General features: G+C 64.5%; 18 protein-coding genes. 8 read left to right on the top strand and 10 right to left on the bottom strand.

Annotation, left to right across the window (positions count from 1 at the left end; genetic code table 11):
* Positions 1 to 171: 171 nt before the first annotated feature.
* The 5 genes from ACFQU0_RS12320 to ACFQU0_RS12300 form a co-directional block, all read right to left on the bottom strand.
* Entirely contained in the window at positions 172 to 1152 is a 981-nt protein-coding gene (locus ACFQU0_RS12320) for an NAD(P)H-dependent flavin oxidoreductase (protein ID WP_382201153.1), read from the bottom strand.
* Positions 1153 to 1159: 7 nt separating this feature from the next.
* Entirely contained in the window at positions 1160 to 2845 is a 1686-nt protein-coding gene (gene paaN / locus ACFQU0_RS12315; protein WP_382201151.1) for a phenylacetic acid degradation protein PaaN, read from the bottom strand.
* Entirely contained in the window at positions 2845 to 3297 is a 453-nt protein-coding gene (locus ACFQU0_RS12310) for a lipocalin-like domain-containing protein (protein ID WP_382201149.1), read from the bottom strand. The genes paaN and ACFQU0_RS12310 overlap by 1 nt, the downstream gene beginning before the upstream one ends.
* Positions 3294 to 4796: a carotenoid oxygenase family protein gene (locus ACFQU0_RS12305; protein ID WP_382201147.1), complete on the bottom strand. Its 1503-nt coding sequence runs from the start codon at positions 4794 to 4796 to the stop codon at positions 3294 to 3296. The genes ACFQU0_RS12310 and ACFQU0_RS12305 overlap by 4 nt, the downstream gene beginning before the upstream one ends.
* A 64-nt stretch (positions 4797 to 4860) precedes the next feature.
* A complete protein-coding gene (locus ACFQU0_RS12300; RefSeq protein ID WP_382201145.1) occupies positions 4861 to 6348 on the bottom strand; it encodes a carotenoid oxygenase family protein in 1488 nt (495 codons plus the stop codon).
* Between the two features lie 224 nt (positions 6349 to 6572).
* Here ACFQU0_RS12300 and ACFQU0_RS12295 point away from each other — a divergent pair, with 224 nt between their 5' ends.
* From ACFQU0_RS12295 to ACFQU0_RS12260, 8 genes are all read left to right on the top strand, one after another.
* Positions 6573 to 7364, top strand: a complete 792-nt coding sequence (locus ACFQU0_RS12295) for a sulfite exporter TauE/SafE family protein (protein ID WP_382201143.1) — start codon at positions 6573 to 6575, stop codon at positions 7362 to 7364.
* 22 nt (positions 7365 to 7386) lie between these two features.
* Positions 7387 to 9222 (top strand): nitrite/sulfite reductase, encoded by a 1836-nt coding sequence (locus tag ACFQU0_RS12290; protein ID WP_382201141.1) that lies wholly within the window; start codon positions 7387 to 7389, stop codon positions 9220 to 9222.
* Positions 9223 to 9241: 19 nt separating this feature from the next.
* Positions 9242 to 9631: a DUF934 domain-containing protein gene (locus ACFQU0_RS12285; protein WP_382201140.1), complete on the top strand. Its 390-nt coding sequence runs from the start codon at positions 9242 to 9244 to the stop codon at positions 9629 to 9631.
* A gap of 20 nt (positions 9632 to 9651) precedes the next feature.
* Positions 9652 to 10389: a phosphoadenylyl-sulfate reductase gene (locus tag ACFQU0_RS12280; RefSeq protein ID WP_382201138.1), complete on the top strand. Its 738-nt coding sequence runs from the start codon at positions 9652 to 9654 to the stop codon at positions 10387 to 10389.
* Positions 10386 to 11333 carry a sulfate adenylyltransferase subunit CysD gene (gene cysD / locus ACFQU0_RS12275; RefSeq protein WP_382201136.1) on the top strand — a complete coding sequence of 316 codons (948 nt, stop codon included), beginning with the start codon at positions 10386 to 10388 and terminating at the stop codon, positions 11331 to 11333. Before ACFQU0_RS12280 ends, cysD begins: the two co-directional genes overlap by 4 nt.
* Positions 11333 to 12658 carry a sulfate adenylyltransferase subunit 1 gene (locus ACFQU0_RS12270; RefSeq protein ID WP_382201134.1) on the top strand — a complete coding sequence of 442 codons (1326 nt, stop codon included), beginning with the start codon at positions 11333 to 11335 and terminating at the stop codon, positions 12656 to 12658. The genes cysD and ACFQU0_RS12270 overlap by 1 nt, the downstream gene beginning before the upstream one ends.
* A gap of 113 nt (positions 12659 to 12771) precedes the next feature.
* Positions 12772 to 13101 carry a ferredoxin FdxA gene (fdxA, locus tag ACFQU0_RS12265; protein WP_382201132.1) on the top strand — a complete coding sequence of 110 codons (330 nt, stop codon included), beginning with the start codon at positions 12772 to 12774 and terminating at the stop codon, positions 13099 to 13101.
* A gap of 48 nt (positions 13102 to 13149) precedes the next feature.
* Positions 13150 to 14250: an NAD(P)/FAD-dependent oxidoreductase gene (locus tag ACFQU0_RS12260; RefSeq protein WP_382201130.1), complete on the top strand. Its 1101-nt coding sequence runs from the start codon at positions 13150 to 13152 to the stop codon at positions 14248 to 14250.
* Positions 14251 to 14325: 75 nt separating this feature from the next.
* Here ACFQU0_RS12260 and rplI read toward each other — a convergent pair whose 3' ends face one another.
* The 5 genes from rplI to ACFQU0_RS12235 form a co-directional block, all read right to left on the bottom strand.
* On the bottom strand, positions 14326 to 14778 hold the full coding sequence (gene rplI, locus ACFQU0_RS12255; protein ID WP_382201127.1) for a 50S ribosomal protein L9: 453 nt from the start codon (positions 14776 to 14778) through the stop codon (positions 14326 to 14328).
* A 14-nt stretch (positions 14779 to 14792) separates the two neighbouring features.
* Entirely contained in the window at positions 14793 to 15074 is a 282-nt protein-coding gene (rpsR, locus tag ACFQU0_RS12250) for a 30S ribosomal protein S18 (protein ID WP_342130806.1), read from the bottom strand.
* 12 nt (positions 15075 to 15086) lie between these two features.
* Entirely contained in the window at positions 15087 to 15374 is a 288-nt protein-coding gene (gene priB, locus ACFQU0_RS12245; protein WP_382201124.1) for a primosomal replication protein N, read from the bottom strand.
* 23 nt (positions 15375 to 15397) lie between these two features.
* On the bottom strand, positions 15398 to 15763 hold the full coding sequence (gene rpsF, locus ACFQU0_RS12240) for a 30S ribosomal protein S6 (RefSeq protein WP_382201122.1): 366 nt from the start codon (positions 15761 to 15763) through the stop codon (positions 15398 to 15400).
* A gap of 154 nt (positions 15764 to 15917) precedes the next feature.
* The gene (locus ACFQU0_RS12235; RefSeq protein ID WP_382201120.1) at positions 15918 to 18047 is read right to left on the bottom strand and encodes a sodium:solute symporter family protein; all 2130 of its coding nucleotides are present in this window, start codon (positions 18045 to 18047) and stop codon (positions 15918 to 15920) included.
* Between the last annotated feature and the right edge of the window lies 1 nt (position 18048).

Below are 18048 nucleotides of genomic sequence, written 5' to 3'. Positions count from 1 at the left end.
GTTCGCCAAAGGCGTTGCCCACGTGGATGCTTTGCACCTGCGAGGGCTCCACACGGGCCGAGGCCAGCGCGCCCAGCGTCGATTCGCGCACCATGTCCGAGAGGTCTTGCCCGTGGCGCGACCACGCCTTGACGAAATCGGTCTGGTGGCCGCCGAGGATGTAGATGTTGCTCATGCCGACACGCCTTGCTTTGTGTAGTTCAATCCCACCCAGCGTTGTTGGGCCTGGGTGTACTCAGCGCTCAGGCGGTCCACCACCTGCGCGACCGGTTCGATGGCGCGGATGCTGCCCACGCCCTGCCCTGCCGCCAAGACATCCACCCATTTTTTGCCCGCAAAGGACTGGTTGCTGTCGTACTGCCGACCTGGCGCATCAGGCATGTTGTCCGGGTCGAGCCCATTGGCACGCAAAGAGGGTTTGAGCCAGCTGGCAGGCGTGCCAGTGACACCGGCGCTCACCAAGAGATCGTCCACGCTGGCATCGACCACCATCTGTTTGTACTCAGGCGGCGCCATGCTTTCCACCGTGGGGATGAAGCGTGTGCCCATGTAAACCAGGTCCGCGCCACAGGCCACCGCGCCCGCCACGCCCCAGCCATCGCTGATGCCACCGCCGACCACCACCAGGCCATCAAAAAACTCACGAATCGCGCTGACAAAGGCGAAGGGCGACAGGAAGCCCGTGTGCCCACCTGCACCGGCCGAGACGCAAGCCAAGCCGTCTGCACCTGCGGCAACCGCCTTGCGTGCGAGCCCCAGGTTGATGACATCGGCCAGCACCACGCCGCCGTAGCCATGCACCACTTCGATGGCCGGCTTCGGGCTGCCCAACGCGGTCACCACGATGGGCGGCTGGTACTTGGCGATCAGCTCCAGGTCTTGCGCCAGCCGTGTGTTGGAGGAATGTGTGACCAGGTTGGCACACCAGGGCCCCACCTGCGCCGCACCCAATTCGTCACGCGCCTGCGCCACACCTTCGGTGATTTGGCGCATCCAAACGTCTAGGGTTTCGATGGGGCGGGCGTTGGGCGTGGGAAAAGCGCCCACGATGCCAGACCGACAGGCGGCCAACACCAGCTCCGGCCCGGAGATGAGGAACATCGGCGCGGCCACCACGGGCAGGCGCAGCGCAAAAGGCAGTTTGTGGCTCATGGGCACCTCACGCTGTTACCGGCCGACGGGACTGGACAACACCAAAGCGGCCGGCGACGAAGGACAGGTTGGTCAGCGTGGCGTTGCCGGCGGGGTTGAGGCCGGTGACGTGGTAGTCGCTGTAGGCCGCCGCGAAGTTCAGCGGCATCGCCCCGGTGAGGTTGGTGGTCAGCTGGGCGCCGGCACGCGCATAGGCGGCCTCGGCTTGAGCGATGAAGGCCTCGTCGGTGGCGTAAAGGAAGGCGGTCAGGCCGCCGGCCGTGCGGGTGTCCATCGTGGCGCGTGTCAGCGCGTCATCGGCGTTGTCGCATTCGATGACAAAGCTGATGGGACCAAAGCGCTCCTCGGCGTACAAGTCGCGCTCGGCGGGCGTGACTTTCAGCATCAGCGGTGTGCTCGTGCGGGCCTTGGGGAAGTCCGGATGGACATAGGCGCGCGGCGACAGCAGTACCTGGCCACGTGCGGCACCCGCCTCGTTCATATGGCGCAGCAGCGCCAGGGTCTGTGGCGACTGGATGGTGGCGAGGATCATGCTGGCCTTCTTGGGATCGCGGGTGAGTTCATCCACCGCCGCCGCCAACCGCTGGGCAACCTCGGCGAAGGGCACCTTGCCCTGGGGCGTGTCCACGCCGTCGCGCGGCACGTAGATGTTCTGCGGGCTGGTGCACATCTGCGCACTGAACATGCACAGGGTGGTGGCCAGACTGCGCAGCGCGGCGTCCAGGTCGTCGGCGCCGGCCAGCACCACGGTGTTGCAGCCGGCAGTTTCGGTGTACGCGATGGCGGGATGCGCATTGCGCTCCACCCACTGCCCAAAGCGCACGCTGCCAGTGAAATCGACGATGGCGGTTTTGGCGTGCTTGACCAGCACCTGCCCCAGCGGCTCAGCCATGCTGTCCAGCGCCAGGGTGACCAGGTTGGGATCGAAGCCGGCTTCGGCCAGCACGCGACGGAACACGCGCACGGTGATGGCCATGGGCAGCACCGTGGCGGGGTGCGGCTTGACGATGACGGGGTTGCCCGTGGCAAGGCTGGCCATCATGGACGGCCAGGCATTCCAGGTGGGGAAACTGGCACAGGCAAAACACACGGCGACGCCGCGCGGCACCAGCCGGTAGGTTTTCTGTAGCTTGACGTCGGTGGGGCCGAAGCGACGCTCCCAACGGGCGCTGGGGGTGACGGCGCGCATGGCCTGGTCAGCGTAGACCAGCGCCTCGATGCCACGGTCGAGCGCGTTGACACCAGAGCCGGCGTAGGCCATGTTGAAGCTCTGGCCTGCGGTGTGCATGACGGCGTGCACGATCTCGAACAGGTGCTCGCGGTAGATCACATCCAACACCTGCAGCAGCACGCCGATGCGCGTTTCGATGGGCGCTGCGGCCCATGCCGACATGGCGGCCTCGGCGACGTCGAACAAGGTGTTCACATCGGCCTGTGGGTAACGGATGCCCAGCGGCTCCTGGGTGTAGGGAGAGACTTCTTCACCGAGTTCGCCCACGCGCCCAGGTTGGTCCAGCTCAAAGCGGCCCGCCAACAAATGGGCAGTGAACGCCGAGCGGCCATCGACCTGAGCTGCCTCGGCATTGGGGTACTTGCCTGGCATCTCGGGGAAGGGGCTCCAGCAGGCGCGGTCGCGGCAAGCTTGCTGGGCGCGCTCGAACAAGGCGCGGTGCAATTCAAACAAGTTGTACATCAGCGTTTCCAAATCAAGCGGTGGTGGCGCGGAACGTCGCTGCCAGGCACCACGTCGGATGCAGACAAGGTGAGCGTTCCGTCCGAGCCAAAGTCCATGCGGCGCACCTGCTCGGTGCCCAGGAAGTTGGCGTTGAGTGAATGGCTGACGCGATGCACCACTTGCTGCCCGCCGTCGCGCGGCTGTATTTCGTAGCTGCCCGCGTACTGGAAATAGCTTTCGAAAGCGGCCAGCCGCTCCGCTTCCGGGGCGCTGCGCACGCTGGCACTGGACAAGGGCTTGCGCCCGGCGCGCGCAATACAAGCTGACATCGCACCGTCGTGCGTGTACATGATCAAACCCGTGGCATCAGGCCCGTAGGGGAAGGTCGTCGGGCGGTCATCGCCGTACGCGATCTCCCAACGGACCAAGTTCCAAACACCCAACAGCGGGTTGTCGGCGGTGTTGCTCATGCTTGCGCTCCCTTGCTGCCGCCCGCAAGCAACTCACCTCGCACCCATGTGCTGTGAAAGCCGTGCGGCACCCGTTGCGGCAGGACGATGCGTGCCACCGGTCCGTCTGCGAAATGGCGAGCGTCGGTGACCCAAACCTCAGATCGCGCCTCTTGCTCGTTCCAGACAAAGCCCACGACATACCCGTCGTCTTCGGCCTTCGCGTGATCCGCCGGCGCGAACGGCGCCTCGCTGAACCAGAAGCCCTCGCCCGGGTGAAAGGCCACGGCGCTGCCGCGCTCCAGGTCGTACTTGGCCATGCCAGCGAAGCGCGGCTGCTCCACCGTGCGGGTACGGCCCATGAGCACGTTGTAGCTGAACCGGTTCTTGCGGCCCTGGTAGAGGCCGTTGATCATGGGGAACTCGGTGTTAAGGATGTCGTCCACCAGGCCCTCGTGTGTACGGCCCGTGGCCAGGTTGAAGCGCCACATGTACAGCTCGTAATCGGTGCCCTGGGTGCCGATGGTGAACAACAGGCGTTTGACGTCCAGCGAGCCGTCGTACTGCTTGGGCATGCTGTAGGGCGTGCCGACCATGACCACCTCGGTCTCACCGCGCGCATTGGTCTCTTCCCAGGCGTTGACCACATGCAGCATGTAGCGAGGGTCAGCGTCAAACCAGCGGATCTGGTCTGCGGTGCCGTTGCGGGGCACGATGGCAAAGCGGCTTCGCCACTCGGGGTGAAAGTCCAGGCTGTAGCGGCCGGCCTTGAGCGCCTCCGGGTTGTTCACCAACGGAAAGTCGTGGAGGATGGAGTAGTGCTCAGTGATCGCCATGTCGTGTGGCAACCGTGGGCCGGGCAGTTCCACCGGAATCAAGGTCTTGAGCGAACCATCGGCGGCCAACACGCCGTAATGCATGTAAGGGTGGCGGTTGCCGTAAGCGAAGAACATGTACTCGCCGGTGCGCTCGTCCACGCGGGAATGCGCCGAAATCTGCAGGCCCTGCAGGGCGGCAAGGCGCGGGTCCTGTTCCAGCTTGCCGACGGTGGCCAGCGTTTCGGGATCGACCTGGTACACCGATCCGCCGCGGTACCACATCGAGAGCAGGCGGCCATTGTGGAACTTCACGTCGGTGTTGGACGTGTTCTTCATCGCGTCGTCGGGCAGCACACCTTCGGGCATCTTCTGCTTGATGCCCGGCCAGAGGTTCTCGCCCTGCGCCCGGTCGCCCAAGAGGCCTTCTGTCTCGACCCAACGGTTGCGGTAGACCACACGACCACGGTCAAAGCGCACACCGTGCAACATGCCGTCGCCGTCGTACCAGTGGTACTTGCCGGGGCGCACGTGCTGCGGCACCGGACCGTTGCGCACGTACAGGCCATTGAGGTCGGTCGGGATCTCACCGATCACCTCCAGGCGGTCGGCCACAATCTCGCGGTCCACCGGGGCAAAGCCGCCCTGCAGGTTGGGATTGTCGATCAGGTAGGGCTGGGGTTGCACCAGAGTGGCGTGTGTCATGTCGGTCTCCTGCTGATGGGTTGCGCCTACAGATGCGGGCGCAACGCCTTTGTTGGAAGCAATCTCAGTGATCCGGGAAACGCAGCACCCCATCGCGCATGTCGGCACCACTTGCCCAGCACGAGTGGGTGCCGCTACAGAGCTTGTGGGGCAAAGCAATGCGGCAAACCGGCCCAGATTCGAAACGTTTGCAATCGATCAGGAGCAACTCCGAGCCTTGGGTGTTTTCGTTGGTAACGAAGGTGACGAGGTAGCCATCGTCCTCGTCCTTGGCGTTCACACGCGGGGCGAAGGGCGCCTCACTCGCGTACTGACCCTCTGGCAACCGAACCTCCCAGGACTCGCCGGTGACCATGTCGTGCTTGACATAGCCATGAAACAGAAACCACCCTGGCACCTGCACCGCGCTGTACGCGTATCGGTAAGGCTTGGTGGCGTAACGCTGGTTGAACATCCCGAATTCGAGGATGCGGTCGTCCAGCCGCTGCTCGGTGGTCTGGCCAGTCTTGAGGTTGAAGCGCCAGCGGTGCAGGCGCGTGCCCATCTTGTACTGATCGAGGTAGGACATCATGCGCTCGTAGCCGGCCGGCGCGCCATCGTAGTTGCGCGGCATGGGCTCGTCCTGGAAGTAGCCATCCAGCACGATCTCGTCGCCCTCCTCGTAGGCATTGAGCCAGTGCAGTACAAAGGTGGGAGCAGCCTCGAACCAGCGGATGTCCTCGGGTCGACCACGGCGCGGGATGATGGCAAAGCGAGAGGGCTGGTTCTTGTAGAAACGCACCACGTGTTTGCCTTCGGCCAGCAGCTCCGGATCCCAGTACAGCGGAAAGTCGTTGAGGATGGCGAAGTTCTCGGTGAAGGCCATGTCGTGTGGCAGACGTGGACCGGGCAGCGGCACGGGCACGTAGTGCACCAGCTTGTCATGCCTGTCCACCACACCGTAGTGCATGTAGGGCGCATGGGTCGAGTAGTTGAAAAACAGCAACTCGCCATTGGACTCATCGACCTTGGAGTGCGCCGATATGCCATCCAGGGGCGACCAGGGTGGGATACCTTCTTGCGCCAGCGTCAACGGATCAAGCCGGTAGCCCTCACCGCACTGGTAATAGGTCGTCAGTGCCCGACCCGCGTGCACCACCACATCGGTGCTGGAGGCATCCTTGATGCCACCATGTGCACCCCAGCCCGGCCTGGTGGAAAGTGCCGGGTCTTCCAGCAAACCTGCCCACAAGCGCTTTCCGGCTTCCTGTTCTGCACTTAACCCCTTGGTCTGGATGAAACGGTTGCGGTAGCTGACCTTTCCGTCACGGAAGGCAGCCATGTGCAACATGCCATCGCCGTCGAAGGGGTGGTAACGGCCCAGCGCCTGGTACACCGGATTCTGTGTGTTACGAAGGTAAACACCATCAATGTCCCTGGGCACTTCGCCCTCGATGACCTTGAGGTCGGTGGCATTGACCTCTTCGAGCAGCGGTGTCCAGGCCCCCTGCAGGTAGGGGTGATCACCGGCGGTAATGTCACCGCGAAGGCGGCGAATGACGTCTGTTGGCATGGGTGTCTCCTGTCATTTCACTTTCTTTGTTGCATGCAGTTTGCTCGGTGCATCCACAGACCCAAGTAACAAAGATGACACTCAAGGGTTTTCACTGACACCAACACCGATCAACCGCCTTGCCACCCCAACCGAGACAGCGTGCCCCTTCATAACCCAAAGCAATACCACCATCACAAAAAGATAGTTTGAGATATGTAGACGGGCTTTTACAGTCCGTCCCCATGCATGAACTTGCCTTTGTTTTCGCCGGTTTTTTTGTGGGCCTCGTCGTCGGCCTCACCGGCGTGGGCGGCGGTTCGCTGATGACGCCCATCCTGATCTTCTTTTTTGGCGTCAAACCCTATCTCGCTGTCGGCACCGACCTGCTGTTTGCCGCTTTCACCAAAGCCGGTGGCACGGTGAGCCTGGCCCGCCAGCGTCTGGTGCCCTGGCGCGTGGTGGGCCAGCTGTGCGCGGGCAGCATCCCGGCCGCCCTGGCCACCTTGTGGGTGCTGCACACGGTGGGGCCGGCCAACCCGCAGGTGCAGACCGTCATGACCACCGCCCTGGGCGTGGCCTTGTTGCTCACCGCTGCCGCCATGCTCTACAAGGCCGCTCGCGGCAAAACGGCACCGCGCACGCTGGACGTGGCCCACCTCGAGCAAGCCACCCGCGCGCGCCATTGGGCACTCCCGCTGCTGTTCGGCGCCGTCATCGGCACCCTGGTGACGCTCACCTCGGTGGGCGCCGGCGCCATCGGCGTGACCGTGTTGCTGCTGCTGTTCCCGCTGTTGCCACTGCCGCGCATCGTTGCGGCCGACATCGCCTACGCCGTGCCGCTGACCCTGGTGGCCGGTCTGGGCCACGCCTCGCTCGGCTCGGTGGACTGGCCCTTGCTGGCCAAGCTGCTGGCCGGATCGCTGCCCGGCATCTGGCTGGGCTCAAAGCTCATGCGCCACACCCCCGAGCGCCTGGTGCGCTCCCTCCTCTCGCTGCTGCTGGCCTACGCCGGCGTCAAGCTGATCGCCATCTGATTCTCGACACCTGATACCCACCATGTACCAGTACACCGCCTTTGACCGCCAATTCGTGCAACAACGCGCGGCCCAGTTCCGCGACCAGTTGGAGCGCTGGCAGGCCGGCACCCTGAAGGACGACGAGTTCAAGCCGTTGCGCCTGCAAAACGGCTGGTACGTGCAGCGCCACGCCCCCATGCTGCGCGTGGCCGTGCCCTACGGCGAGCTGTCCACGGCCCAGGTGCGCGTGCTGGCCAAAATCGCCCGCGAATACGACCAACCGACCGCCGAGATCTTCCAGGGCGCAGTCGCCGCACAAAACCGCCTGGGCGACATCCAGCTGCGCGACGGCAAAGCCATCGGCAGCAAGCTCACCACCGGCTACGCCCACTTCACCACACGCCAGAACGTGCAGTACAACTGGATCCCGTTGTCCGACGCGGCCGACGTGATGGACCTGCTGGCCAGCGTGAACATGCACGGCATCCAGACCAGCGGCAACTGCATCCGCAACATCACCAGCGACGAGCGTGCCGGCATCGCGGTGGACGAAATCGCCGACCCCCGCCCTGTGGCCGAAATCCTGCGCCAGTGGAGCACCCTGCACCCCGAATTCGCCTTCCTGCCGCGCAAGTTCAAGATCGCCATCACCGGCGCCCGCGAAGACCGCGCCGCCATCCACTGGCACGACGTGGGTCTCCAACTGGTGCGCAATGACACCCAGGCACTGGGCTTCAAGGTGCTGGTGGGCGGTGGCATGGGTCGCACCCCGGTGGTGGGCACCGCCATCCGCGAGTTCCTGCCGTTTGACCAGATCCTGAACTACCTCGAAGCCGTGGTCCGCGTCTATAACCGCTGGGGCCGCCGCGACAACATCTACAAGGCCCGCATCAAGATCCTGGTGAAGGCCGAAGGCCAGCGCTACACCGACGAAGTGGAAGCCGAGTACAAGCGCATCGTCGAGCAAGACGGCGCCCCCCACACCATCCGCGCCGCCGAGTACGAGCGCGTGGCCGCGCACTTCGCGCCGCCGGCCCTGGCCTGCGACCGCAAGAGCGCCGACGCCAAGATCGCCCACATCCTGCGCGCCGCCGCCGAAGACGACGTGGAGTTTGGCCGCTGGTTGCAGCAAAACGTGGCCGCGCACAAGAACCCCGACCTGCGCGCCGTGACGCTGTCGTTCAAGCGCCTGGGCCAGGCCCCGGGCGACGCCACCGCCGACCAGCTCGACGCCGTGGCCGACCTGGCCGACCGCTACAGCGCCGGTGAAGTGCGCGTGACGCACGACCAGAACCTGCTGCTGCCCTGGGTGCGCTGCGACCAGCTGCCGGAAGTCTGGCGCGAGGCCCGCCGCCTGGGCCTGGCCAAGCCCAACATCCGCTTGCTGACCGACATGATCGCCTGCCCCGGCGGCGATTTCTGCGACCTGGCCAACGCGCGCTCCATTCCGGTGGCAGAAGCCATCACGGCCCGCTTCCAGGATATGGACGAGCTGCACGACCTGGGTGAGATCGACCTGCACATCAGCGGCTGCATCAACAGCTGCGGCCACCACCACAGCGGCCACATCGGCATCCTGGGCGTGGACAAGGACGGGCAGGAGTGGTACCAGATCACCCTGGCCGGCTCCGACGGTTCGGCACTGAGCGGCCCCACCCAAGCCGGCAAGGTGGTCGGCCCCTCGTTTGCCGCCAACGAAGTGACCGAAGCGGTAGAGGCCATCCTCGACGTCTACCGTGCCCAGCGTGAAAGCGGCGAAAACTTCATCACCGCGCTCAAGCGCATCGGCCACGAGCCCTTCAAGGCTGCTGCCAACGGGGTGCGCGTGGCCACCGCCCGCACGCCCGCCGCCGACGCCGTCACTGAGGCCGCCTGAGCCGCCCTGGAGAACACACATGCAACTGATCCAATCCCAAAACGCCTCTCAAGCCGCCTTGCTTGAAGGCACTGGCGTGCTGAGCGTGGCGAACGACACCGACGTCGAAGGCGTGAACCTCGACGGCGTCGCCACCGTGGTGCTGCACTTTCCCAAGTTCACCGATGGCCGCGCCTTCAGCCAGGCGGTGGAACTGCGCCGCCGCCGCGGTTTTGACGGCACCGTGGTGGCCACCGGCGACGTGCTGGTGGACCAGCTGCTGCAGATGAAGCGCTGCGGCTTCAGCGCCGCCGTGCTGCGCGCCGACCAAAGCCTGCCCGTGGGCGAAAAGCTGCTGCGCCACTACAGCGCCTTCTACCAGGGCGACGTGGAACAACCCGCCCCCCTGTTTGCCCGCCAGGCCGCCTGACCTTGACGGAGCAGCCCCACATGAGCGCCATCGCCCTCTACAACCGCCCCTCGGCCAGCTTTGATGCCAAGGTGGCCGCCAGCATCGCGCTGCTGCAGCGCGTGGCGGCCGAGCACCAGCCGCTGACCCAGGCCTCCAGCCTGGGCGTGGAAGACATGGTGGTCACCCACCTGATCCATCTGGCCGGCATCAACTCGGGCATCTTCGTGCTCGACACCGGCAAGCTGCACGCCGAAACGCTGGGCCTGATCGGCAAGATCGAGCAGCGCTACGCCCACAGCGTCGAGGTCTACCGCCCCAAGGCGGAAGCCACCATCAAGTTCGTCAAGCAGCACGGCGAAGAAGCCATGTACCAGAGCGTGGACCTGCGCAAGCAGTGCTGCGACATCCGCAAGATGGAACCGCTGGCACGTGCCCTGGCCGGCAAGGGTGGCTGGATCACCGGCCTGCGCCGCGAGCAGTCGGGCGCCCGCGCCGACGTGCCCGACGTGGTGCAGGAGCCCGGCCGCGTCAAGGTCAACCCGCTGGCCGACTGGACCTGGGGCGATGTGTGGCACTTTGTGGCCACGCACGGGCTGGACTACAACCCGCTGCACGACCAGTTCATGCCCAGCATCGGCTGCGCGCCCTGCACCCGCGCCATCGCGGTAGGTGAAGACTTCCGCGCCGGCCGCTGGTGGTGGGAAGAAACCTCCAAGGAATGTGGCCTGCACGTGCAAGCCCTGCCCGAATCACAAACCCAAGGACAGCCGGCATGAACGCCCGCACGGAACCCCAATTGCTGCAAGCCGCCCGCCCCCACCAGCCCCAGCGCTCCCACCTGGACGCACTGGAAGAAGAAACCATCTTCATCCTGCGTGAAGTGGCCGCCGCCTTCGAGCGCCCCACCCTGCTGTTCTCGGGCGGCAAGGACTCGCTGGTGCTGCTCAAGTGCGCCGAAAAGGCCTTCGGCGTCGGCCGCATCCCCTACCCGCTGCTGATGATCGACACCGGCCACAACTTCAAGGAAGTGACCGATTTCCGCGATTTCCGCGCTGCCGAACTGCAAGCCCGCCTGATCGTTCGCAGCGTGGAGGATTCGATGGTGCGCGGCACCGTGCGCCTGGCCCACCCGGGCGAGTCGCGCAACGCCCACCAGTCGGTCACGCTGCTGGAGGCCATCGACGAGTTCCGTTTCGACGCCCTCATCGGCGGCGCCCGCCGCGACGAGGAAAAGGCCCGCGCCAAGGAGCGCATCTTCAGCCACCGCGACAGCTTCGGCCAATGGCAGCCCAAGGCCCAGCGCCCCGAGCTGTGGAACCTCTACAACACCCGCCTGCAGCCGGGCGAACACTTCCGCGTATTCCCCATCAGCAACTGGACCGAGCTGGACGTGTGGCAGTACATCGCCCGCGAAAACATCGCGCTGCCCGAGCTGTACTACGCCCACCAGCGCGAGGTGGTGGAGCGCAAGGGCCTGCTGGTGCCGGTGACTGAGCTGACCCCCCCGCGCGAGGGCGAAACGGTGGAGACGCGTACCGTGCGCTTCCGCACCGTGGGCGACATCACCTGCACCTGCCCGGTCGAGAGCGATGCGGCCAGCGCCGACGACATCGTGCTGGAGACGCTCAGCGTCAACGTGAGCGAACGGGGCGCCACCCGCATGGACGACAAGACCAGCGACGCCTCGATGGAAAAGCGTAAAAAAGAGGGTTATTTCTGATGAACGCACTGAAATTCATCACCTGCGGCTCGGTCGACGACGGCAAGAGCACCCTGATTGGCCGACTGCTGGTGGACAGCCGCTCGGTGCTGCAGGACCAGTTGGCCAGCGTCACATCGGCCGGGGCCCACGGCGCCGAGGACGAGGTGGACCTGGCCTCGCTGACCGACGGCCTGTCGGCCGAGCGCGAGCAAGGCATCACCATCGACGTGGCCTGGCGCTACTTCAGCACCCAGGCGCGCAAGTTCATCATTGGCGACAGCCCCGGCCACGAGCAGTACACCCGCAACATGGTGACCGCCGCGAGCGGTGCCGATGCGGCCGTGGTGCTGGTGGACGCCACCAAGCTGGACTGGCGCGACCCGCAGCTCAAGCTGCTGCCCCAGACCCGCCGGCACAGCCTGCTGGTGCACCTGCTGCGCGTGCCCACCATCGTGGTGGCCATCAACAAGCTGGATGCGGTGGAAGACCCGGCCCTGGCCTTTGCCCACATCCGGGCACAGCTCGAAGGCTTCGCGGCCGAGGCCGGCATCCCTCTCAAGGCGGTGGTGCCCATCTCCGCCCTCAAGGGCTACAACGTGGTGACGGCCGCCGATGGTTGGGCCGGCTACCAGGGCCCCAGCCTGCTGGACCTGCTGGAGCACCTGCCCAACACCGTCGCCGAGACCGAACTGCCCTTCTCCTTCGCCGTGCAATGGGTGGAGAAGTTCTCTTCGTCGTCCGACACCTCACAAGGCCGCCGCGTGTTCTGGGGCCGCGTGGCCACCGGCGGCGTACAGGTCGGCCAGACCGTGCGCGTGCTGCAGGGCCCGCAGGGCCTGGGCCAGACGGCCACCGTGGCCCAGGTGCTGGACCACACCCGCCAACCCCATGCCGTGCTGGCCGGCCACAGCGCCGGCATCGTGCTGGACCGCGAGCTGGACGTGTCGCGCGGCGACTGGCTGCTGGCCGCCGGCGAAGCCGCCCCTGCGGCAGACGATTTCGACGACACGCCCGTGGCCTCGCCCATCCCCGTCACGCGTGAGCTGACCGCCACCGTGGCCTGGCTGGACAACGAGGCCCTGGTACCGGGCCGCGTCTACTGGGCGCTGCACGGCCACCGCTGGGTCAAGGCCAAGGTGCGCCGCATCGTGCACCAGGTCAACATCGAGACCCTGGCCGAGACCGACGCCGAGCAACTGCCGCCCAACGCCATTGGCGTGGTCGAGCTCCTGCTGCAGGAACCCATCGCCGCCCTGCCCTACACCCGCTCGCGCGGCCTGGGCGCCCTGGTGCTGGTGGACACCGCCAGCCACGCCACGGCCGGCGCCGTGATGCTGCGCTGACACCTTGATCCGCCCCTGGCCGATTGACACATGTCAAGCGGCAGGGGCATTGCCCATTTGAAAATGCGCGAAACCCTAAAATCAGGGGTTTCCACCGATTCCCTTCAAAAACCATGACCCACGTCGTCACCGAAGCCTGTATTGCCTGCAAGTACACCGATTGTGTGGACGTCTGCCCCGTGGACTGCTTCCGCGAAGGCCCCAACTTCCTCACCATCGACCCCGACGAGTGCATCGACTGCGCCGTGTGCATCCCCGAGTGCCCGGTCAACGCCATCTACGCCGAGGAAGACCTGCCGCGCGACCAGCAGCACATGATCAAGCTCAACGCCGAGCTGGCCCGCCTGCCCGGCTGGAAGAGCATCACCAAGCGCAAGACGCCCATGCCCGACGCCGAGGCCTGGAAAGACAAGACCGGCAAGCTCGGTCAACTGCTGCGCTGACGCGCCGGGGGCCGGGCCCCCACGGATTTGTTACCACCGCTGAACCCTATGGACCCGAAATTGAACCAGCAAGTCATTGACACCGCCCACGCCCACGAAGGCCCCATCGAGGCCGATGCCGTCATCGTTGGCGCCGGCCCCGTGGGCCTGTTCCAGGTGTTTGAACTGGGTCTGCTGGAGATCAAGGCACACGTCATCGATTCGCTGGCCTACCCCGGTGGCCAGCCGGTGGAGCTGTACCCCGACAAGCCCATCTACGACATCCCTGCTGTGCCCGTGTGCACCGGTCAGGAACTCACCGACGCCCTGCTCAAGCAGATCGAGCCTTTCGGTGCCACCTTCCACCTCGGCCAGGAAGTGACCGTGGTGCAGAAGCAGGACGATGGCCGCTTCTACGTCGAAACCTCCAAGGGCACGCGTTTTCTGACCAAGACCATCTTCATCGCCGCAGGCGTCGGTGCCTTCCAGCCGCGCACGCTGAAAGTGGATGGCTTGGAGCAGTTTGAAGGCTCGCAGCTGTTCTACCGCGTGAAGAACCCCGCCACCTTCGCTGGCAAGAACCTGGTCATCGTGGGCGGCGGCGATTCGGCGCTGGACTGGACGCTGAACTTCGTGGCCGAAGGCCCGAACAAGGCTGAGAGCGTCATCTTGATCCACCGCCGCGATGGCTTCAAAGCCGCGCCGGCCAACGTGGCCAAGATGCGCGAACTGTGCGAACAGTACGAGATGCAATTCATCGTGGGCCAAGTGACGGGCTACGAGGAAAAAGACGGCAAACTCACCGGCGCCAAGGTGACGGGTGCCGACGGCGTGACCCGCGTTGTGCCCATGGACATGATGCTGGTGTTCTTTGGCCTTTCACCCAAGCTGGGGCCGATCGCCGAGTGGGGCCTGGAGATCGAGCGCAAGCAACTGGTGGTGGACACCGAGAAGTTTTCCACCAGCATCCCCGGCATTTTTGCCGTGGGCGACATCAACACCTACCCGGGCAAGAAAAAGCTCATCCTGAGCGGTTTCCACGAATGTGCCCTGGCCGCCTTCGGCGCCGTTCCCTTCATCTTCCCCGAGAAGAAGGTCTTCCTGCAGTACACCACCACCAGCCCCAAGCTGCACAAGGTGTTGGGCGTGGAATCCCCCGTGTTTGATTGAGGCCGCGCCGCTTTTGGCGGCATCCGCCCAACAAAAAACCGCCCGAAGGCGGTTTTTTGTTGGGAGCGCGAGAGCTCAGGCGGTTTCGCCCAGCACGCTCACACTCACTTCGACGTTCACATCGGTGTGCAGCGACACACTGACGGTGTAGTCGCCCACAGCCTTCAGGGGGCCGTTGGGCATGCGGACTTGCGACTTGGCAACGGCAAAGCCTTGCTTCGTCAGCTCTTCCGACACGTCGTGGTTGGTGACGGAGCCGAACAGGCGACCATCAACGCCGGCTTTTTGCGACAGCTTGACGGTCAAACCGCCCAGCTTCTCGCCCAGCGCCTGGGCTTCGGCCAGCTTGGCGGCAGCCACCTTTTCGAGTTCGGCACGGCGTGCTTCGAACTCGGCAATGGCGTTCTGGGTGGCGCGCCGGGCACGGCCCGTGGGGATCAGGAAGTTGCGGGCGTAGCCGTCCTTGACCTTGACGATATCGCCGAGGGCACCGAGGTTGACCACTTTGTCGAGCAGAATGATTTGCATGTTGAGGCTCCTTCTTACACGCGGTGCTGGTCGGAGTACGGCAGCATGGCCAGGAAGCGCGCCCGTTTGATGGCGGTGTTGACCTGGCGCTGGTAAATCGCACGGGTACCCGTCAGGCGGGCGGGGATGATCTTGCCGTTTTCGGCGATGAAGTCACGCAGGACATCAACGTCCTTGTAGTCGACTTCTTCCACGCCAGCCACGGTGAAGCGGCAGAAACGCTTGCGCTTGAACAGCAGCGACTGGGTGTTGCGCTTGGGGCGCTTGTCTTTATTGAAACGCTTGGGTGCAGCCATGATGGAGCTTCCTTAAGGTTCTTTGAATGCTTGAATGTGGAACACAACGCCTTTGTGGTTGCGTGCGGTCGTCAGAAAGCCGTCGAATTCGAGCGCGGTGTTCAGGGCCAATTGGCCCAGTGCCTGCGCGTCGCCCCCAAAGGCCACGGCCTTGAGGATCAGACTGGCTTGCCGTTTGAGTCCCATTTCCAGCACCTCTGATTGGTGTTCGAGCACCAGATTGAGGGCGGGCACACCGGCTGGGGTGTAGCGCAGGCTATCGACCTGCACCACCACCGCCGTCAGGCGCAAATGGTTCAACGGGCAACGACCATCACGGCCATTTACGCTGCGGTCTCCTGCTGAGCGGACTTGCGAGCCTCTTCGCGCTCGACGGACTTCATCATGGAAGACGGGCCGGTGTCAGCCTTCTTCTTGAGGACGGTCAGGTGACGCAGCACGGCATCGTTGAACTTGAACGCGTGTTCCAGTTCAGCCATCACAGCTTGGTCGGCTTCGATGTTCACGCACAGGTAGTGCGCCTTCGACAGCTTGTTGATCTGGTACGCCAGTTGGCGGCGGCCCCAGTCTTCCACACGGTGGATCTTGCCACCACCGTTGGTGATCATGCCTTTGTAACGCTCCAGCATGGCGGGGACTTGTTCGCTTTGATCCGGGTGGATCAGCAGAACGATTTCGTAATGACGCATGGACACTCCTTTTGGATTGAACACCCGCCTCCGGCGTCAGACGGAGTGCGGTAAGGGAAAGCTGCCCCCGGCGTCAGACGGGGTGCGGCAAGGGAAAGCCCACGATTCTAACCAATTTTCGCCAGCCAGCCAAATCAGGGCAGTGTCCAGGCGTTCAATCCGGCCCGCGATCCAGGTCGCTGCGCAAACGGGGATAACGGACACGATCGACAAACGCCAGTGTTTTGGCCGATGGTTTGGGTGTGACGAGGCTCAGCAGCAAGATCACCGCAAAACCGACGGGCACCCCAAACAAGCCGGCCGAAATGGGTTGTATGCCCCACCACAGCTCAATGGGTCGGGTCACGCCAAAAACGCTGCGCAACCAGGGTTGTGTGGTCACCATGTAGTAGAAGGTCACACCCAGCCCGGCGACCATGCCCACCGATGCGGCGATGCCCGTTGCGCGCTTCCAAAAAATACCCAGCACCAGCGCTGGGAAAAAGGCCGCCGCCGCGATGGAGAATGCGGCGGACACGAGAAACAGGATGTCGGCAGGTTTCTGGGCCGCCACGTACGCCGCAGCCAGCGCCACGATGAGCAGCAGCACCTTGGAGATGGTGACGCGACGGGCCGTGGAGGCGCTGGGGTCGATCATTTTGTAGTACAGGTCATGGGAGAGCGAGCTGGCGATGGTCAGCAGCAAGCCGTCGGCGGTGGACAACGCTGCGGCCAGGCCGCCGGCTGCCACCAGGCCCGAAATCACGTAGGGCAGTCCCGCGATTTCCGGCATGGCCAGCACCACGATATCGCCACCGATGCTGATTTCGTTGAGCTGCAGCAGCCCATCGCGGTTGACGTCGGTGATGGACAGCAGGGCGGGATCGACCTTGTTCCAGGCCGCCACCCAGCCCGGGAGTTGGTCAAAAGGCATGCCCACCATCACGTTAAACACCTCGAACTTGACCAGCACGGCCAGCGCCGGTGCCGTGAAGTACAGCAACACGATGAACACCAGTGACCAGGTCACCGACGTCCGGGCTTGCCGCACACTGGGCACGGTGTAGTAGCGCATCAGGATGTGGGGCAAGGCCGCCGTGCCAACCATGAGGCAAAACACCAGTGCCAGGAAGTTGCGCCGCGAATGGTCGAACTCCACGCGCTCCTGCGGGCTGCCGTCAGGGTCGCCCGCGTACTGTTGCGCATGGGGTGGCATGCCATTGAGCGGCAGCGATTTGTCGCGGGCGGCCGCCAGTTCGCGCTGCCACAGAGCGCGCGCCGAATTGGCGTCGGACGGCAGGGCCGCGAGCGCACGTTCGGCAGCCGCCACCTCGACCAGATCGGCATCGCGGTTGCGCAACTGGGTCAACTTCGCTTCCATGCGGGCCTTGTCGGCGGCCAGCGCTGCCGCTGGGTTCTGGAGTTTTTCGCTCAAGGCCTGGGCTTTGGCCTCAAACAGCTGCCTCACCTCGATTTCCTTGGGGTCGGTGGCGAGCACGGTCTCTCGCGCCGACACCTTTTCCAACTGGTAGCCGTAGGCAATCTGCGGCACCGGGACCCCGGTCTGTTTGACCGACAACCAGACCACCGGCAACAGGTAGGCAACGATCAACACCACATACTGGGCCACCTGGGTCCAGGTCACGGCACGCATGCCCCCCAAAAACGAGCACACCAGAATGCCCCCCAAGCCAAGGAACACCCCGAGCTCGAACGCCACCCCCATCAGGTGCGAAGCAATCAGACCCACACCATAGATCTGGGCCACAACGTAGATGAACGAACACAAAATGGCCGCACAAATACCCAGCAGCCGCGGGACATTGCCACCGTAACGTTCTCCCAGGAAGTCAGGGATGGTGAACTGGCCAAACTTGCGCAGGCAAGGGGCCAGCAACAAGGCCACCAGGCAGTAGCCACCTGTCCAGCCCATGATGAAGGCCAGACCGTTGTAACCCGTCAAGTAAAGGGTTCCGGCGAGTCCGATGAAGGAGGCGGCCGACATCCAGTCGGAGCCGGTGGCCATGCCGTTGTACATGGCGGGCACACGACGCCCTGCCACGTAATACTCCGTGGCATCCGTGGTGCGGCTCAACAGGCCAATGCCCGCGTACAGCGCGATGGTGGAAAAAAGAAAGATGAAGCCGATCCACTGGCGCGGCAAGCCCATCTGTTCGAGCACCGCCAGCAACACCACAAAACACAGAAAACCCGCCGTGTACCAGGCGTACACCCTGTTCAACTGCTGCTTGAAGCGCCGTCCGGCCACCTGCTCGGCTGATGAAGACCCCGTGCCCGCTGCCACC

The sequence above is a fragment of the Hydrogenophaga defluvii genome (assembly GCF_042665235.1).
GTDB lineage: Bacteria > Pseudomonadota > Gammaproteobacteria > Burkholderiales > Burkholderiaceae_C > Hydrogenophaga > Hydrogenophaga defluvii_A.
Note: the sequence above shows the minus strand (reverse complement) of the source record. Positions and strands in the feature narration are given on the sequence as shown.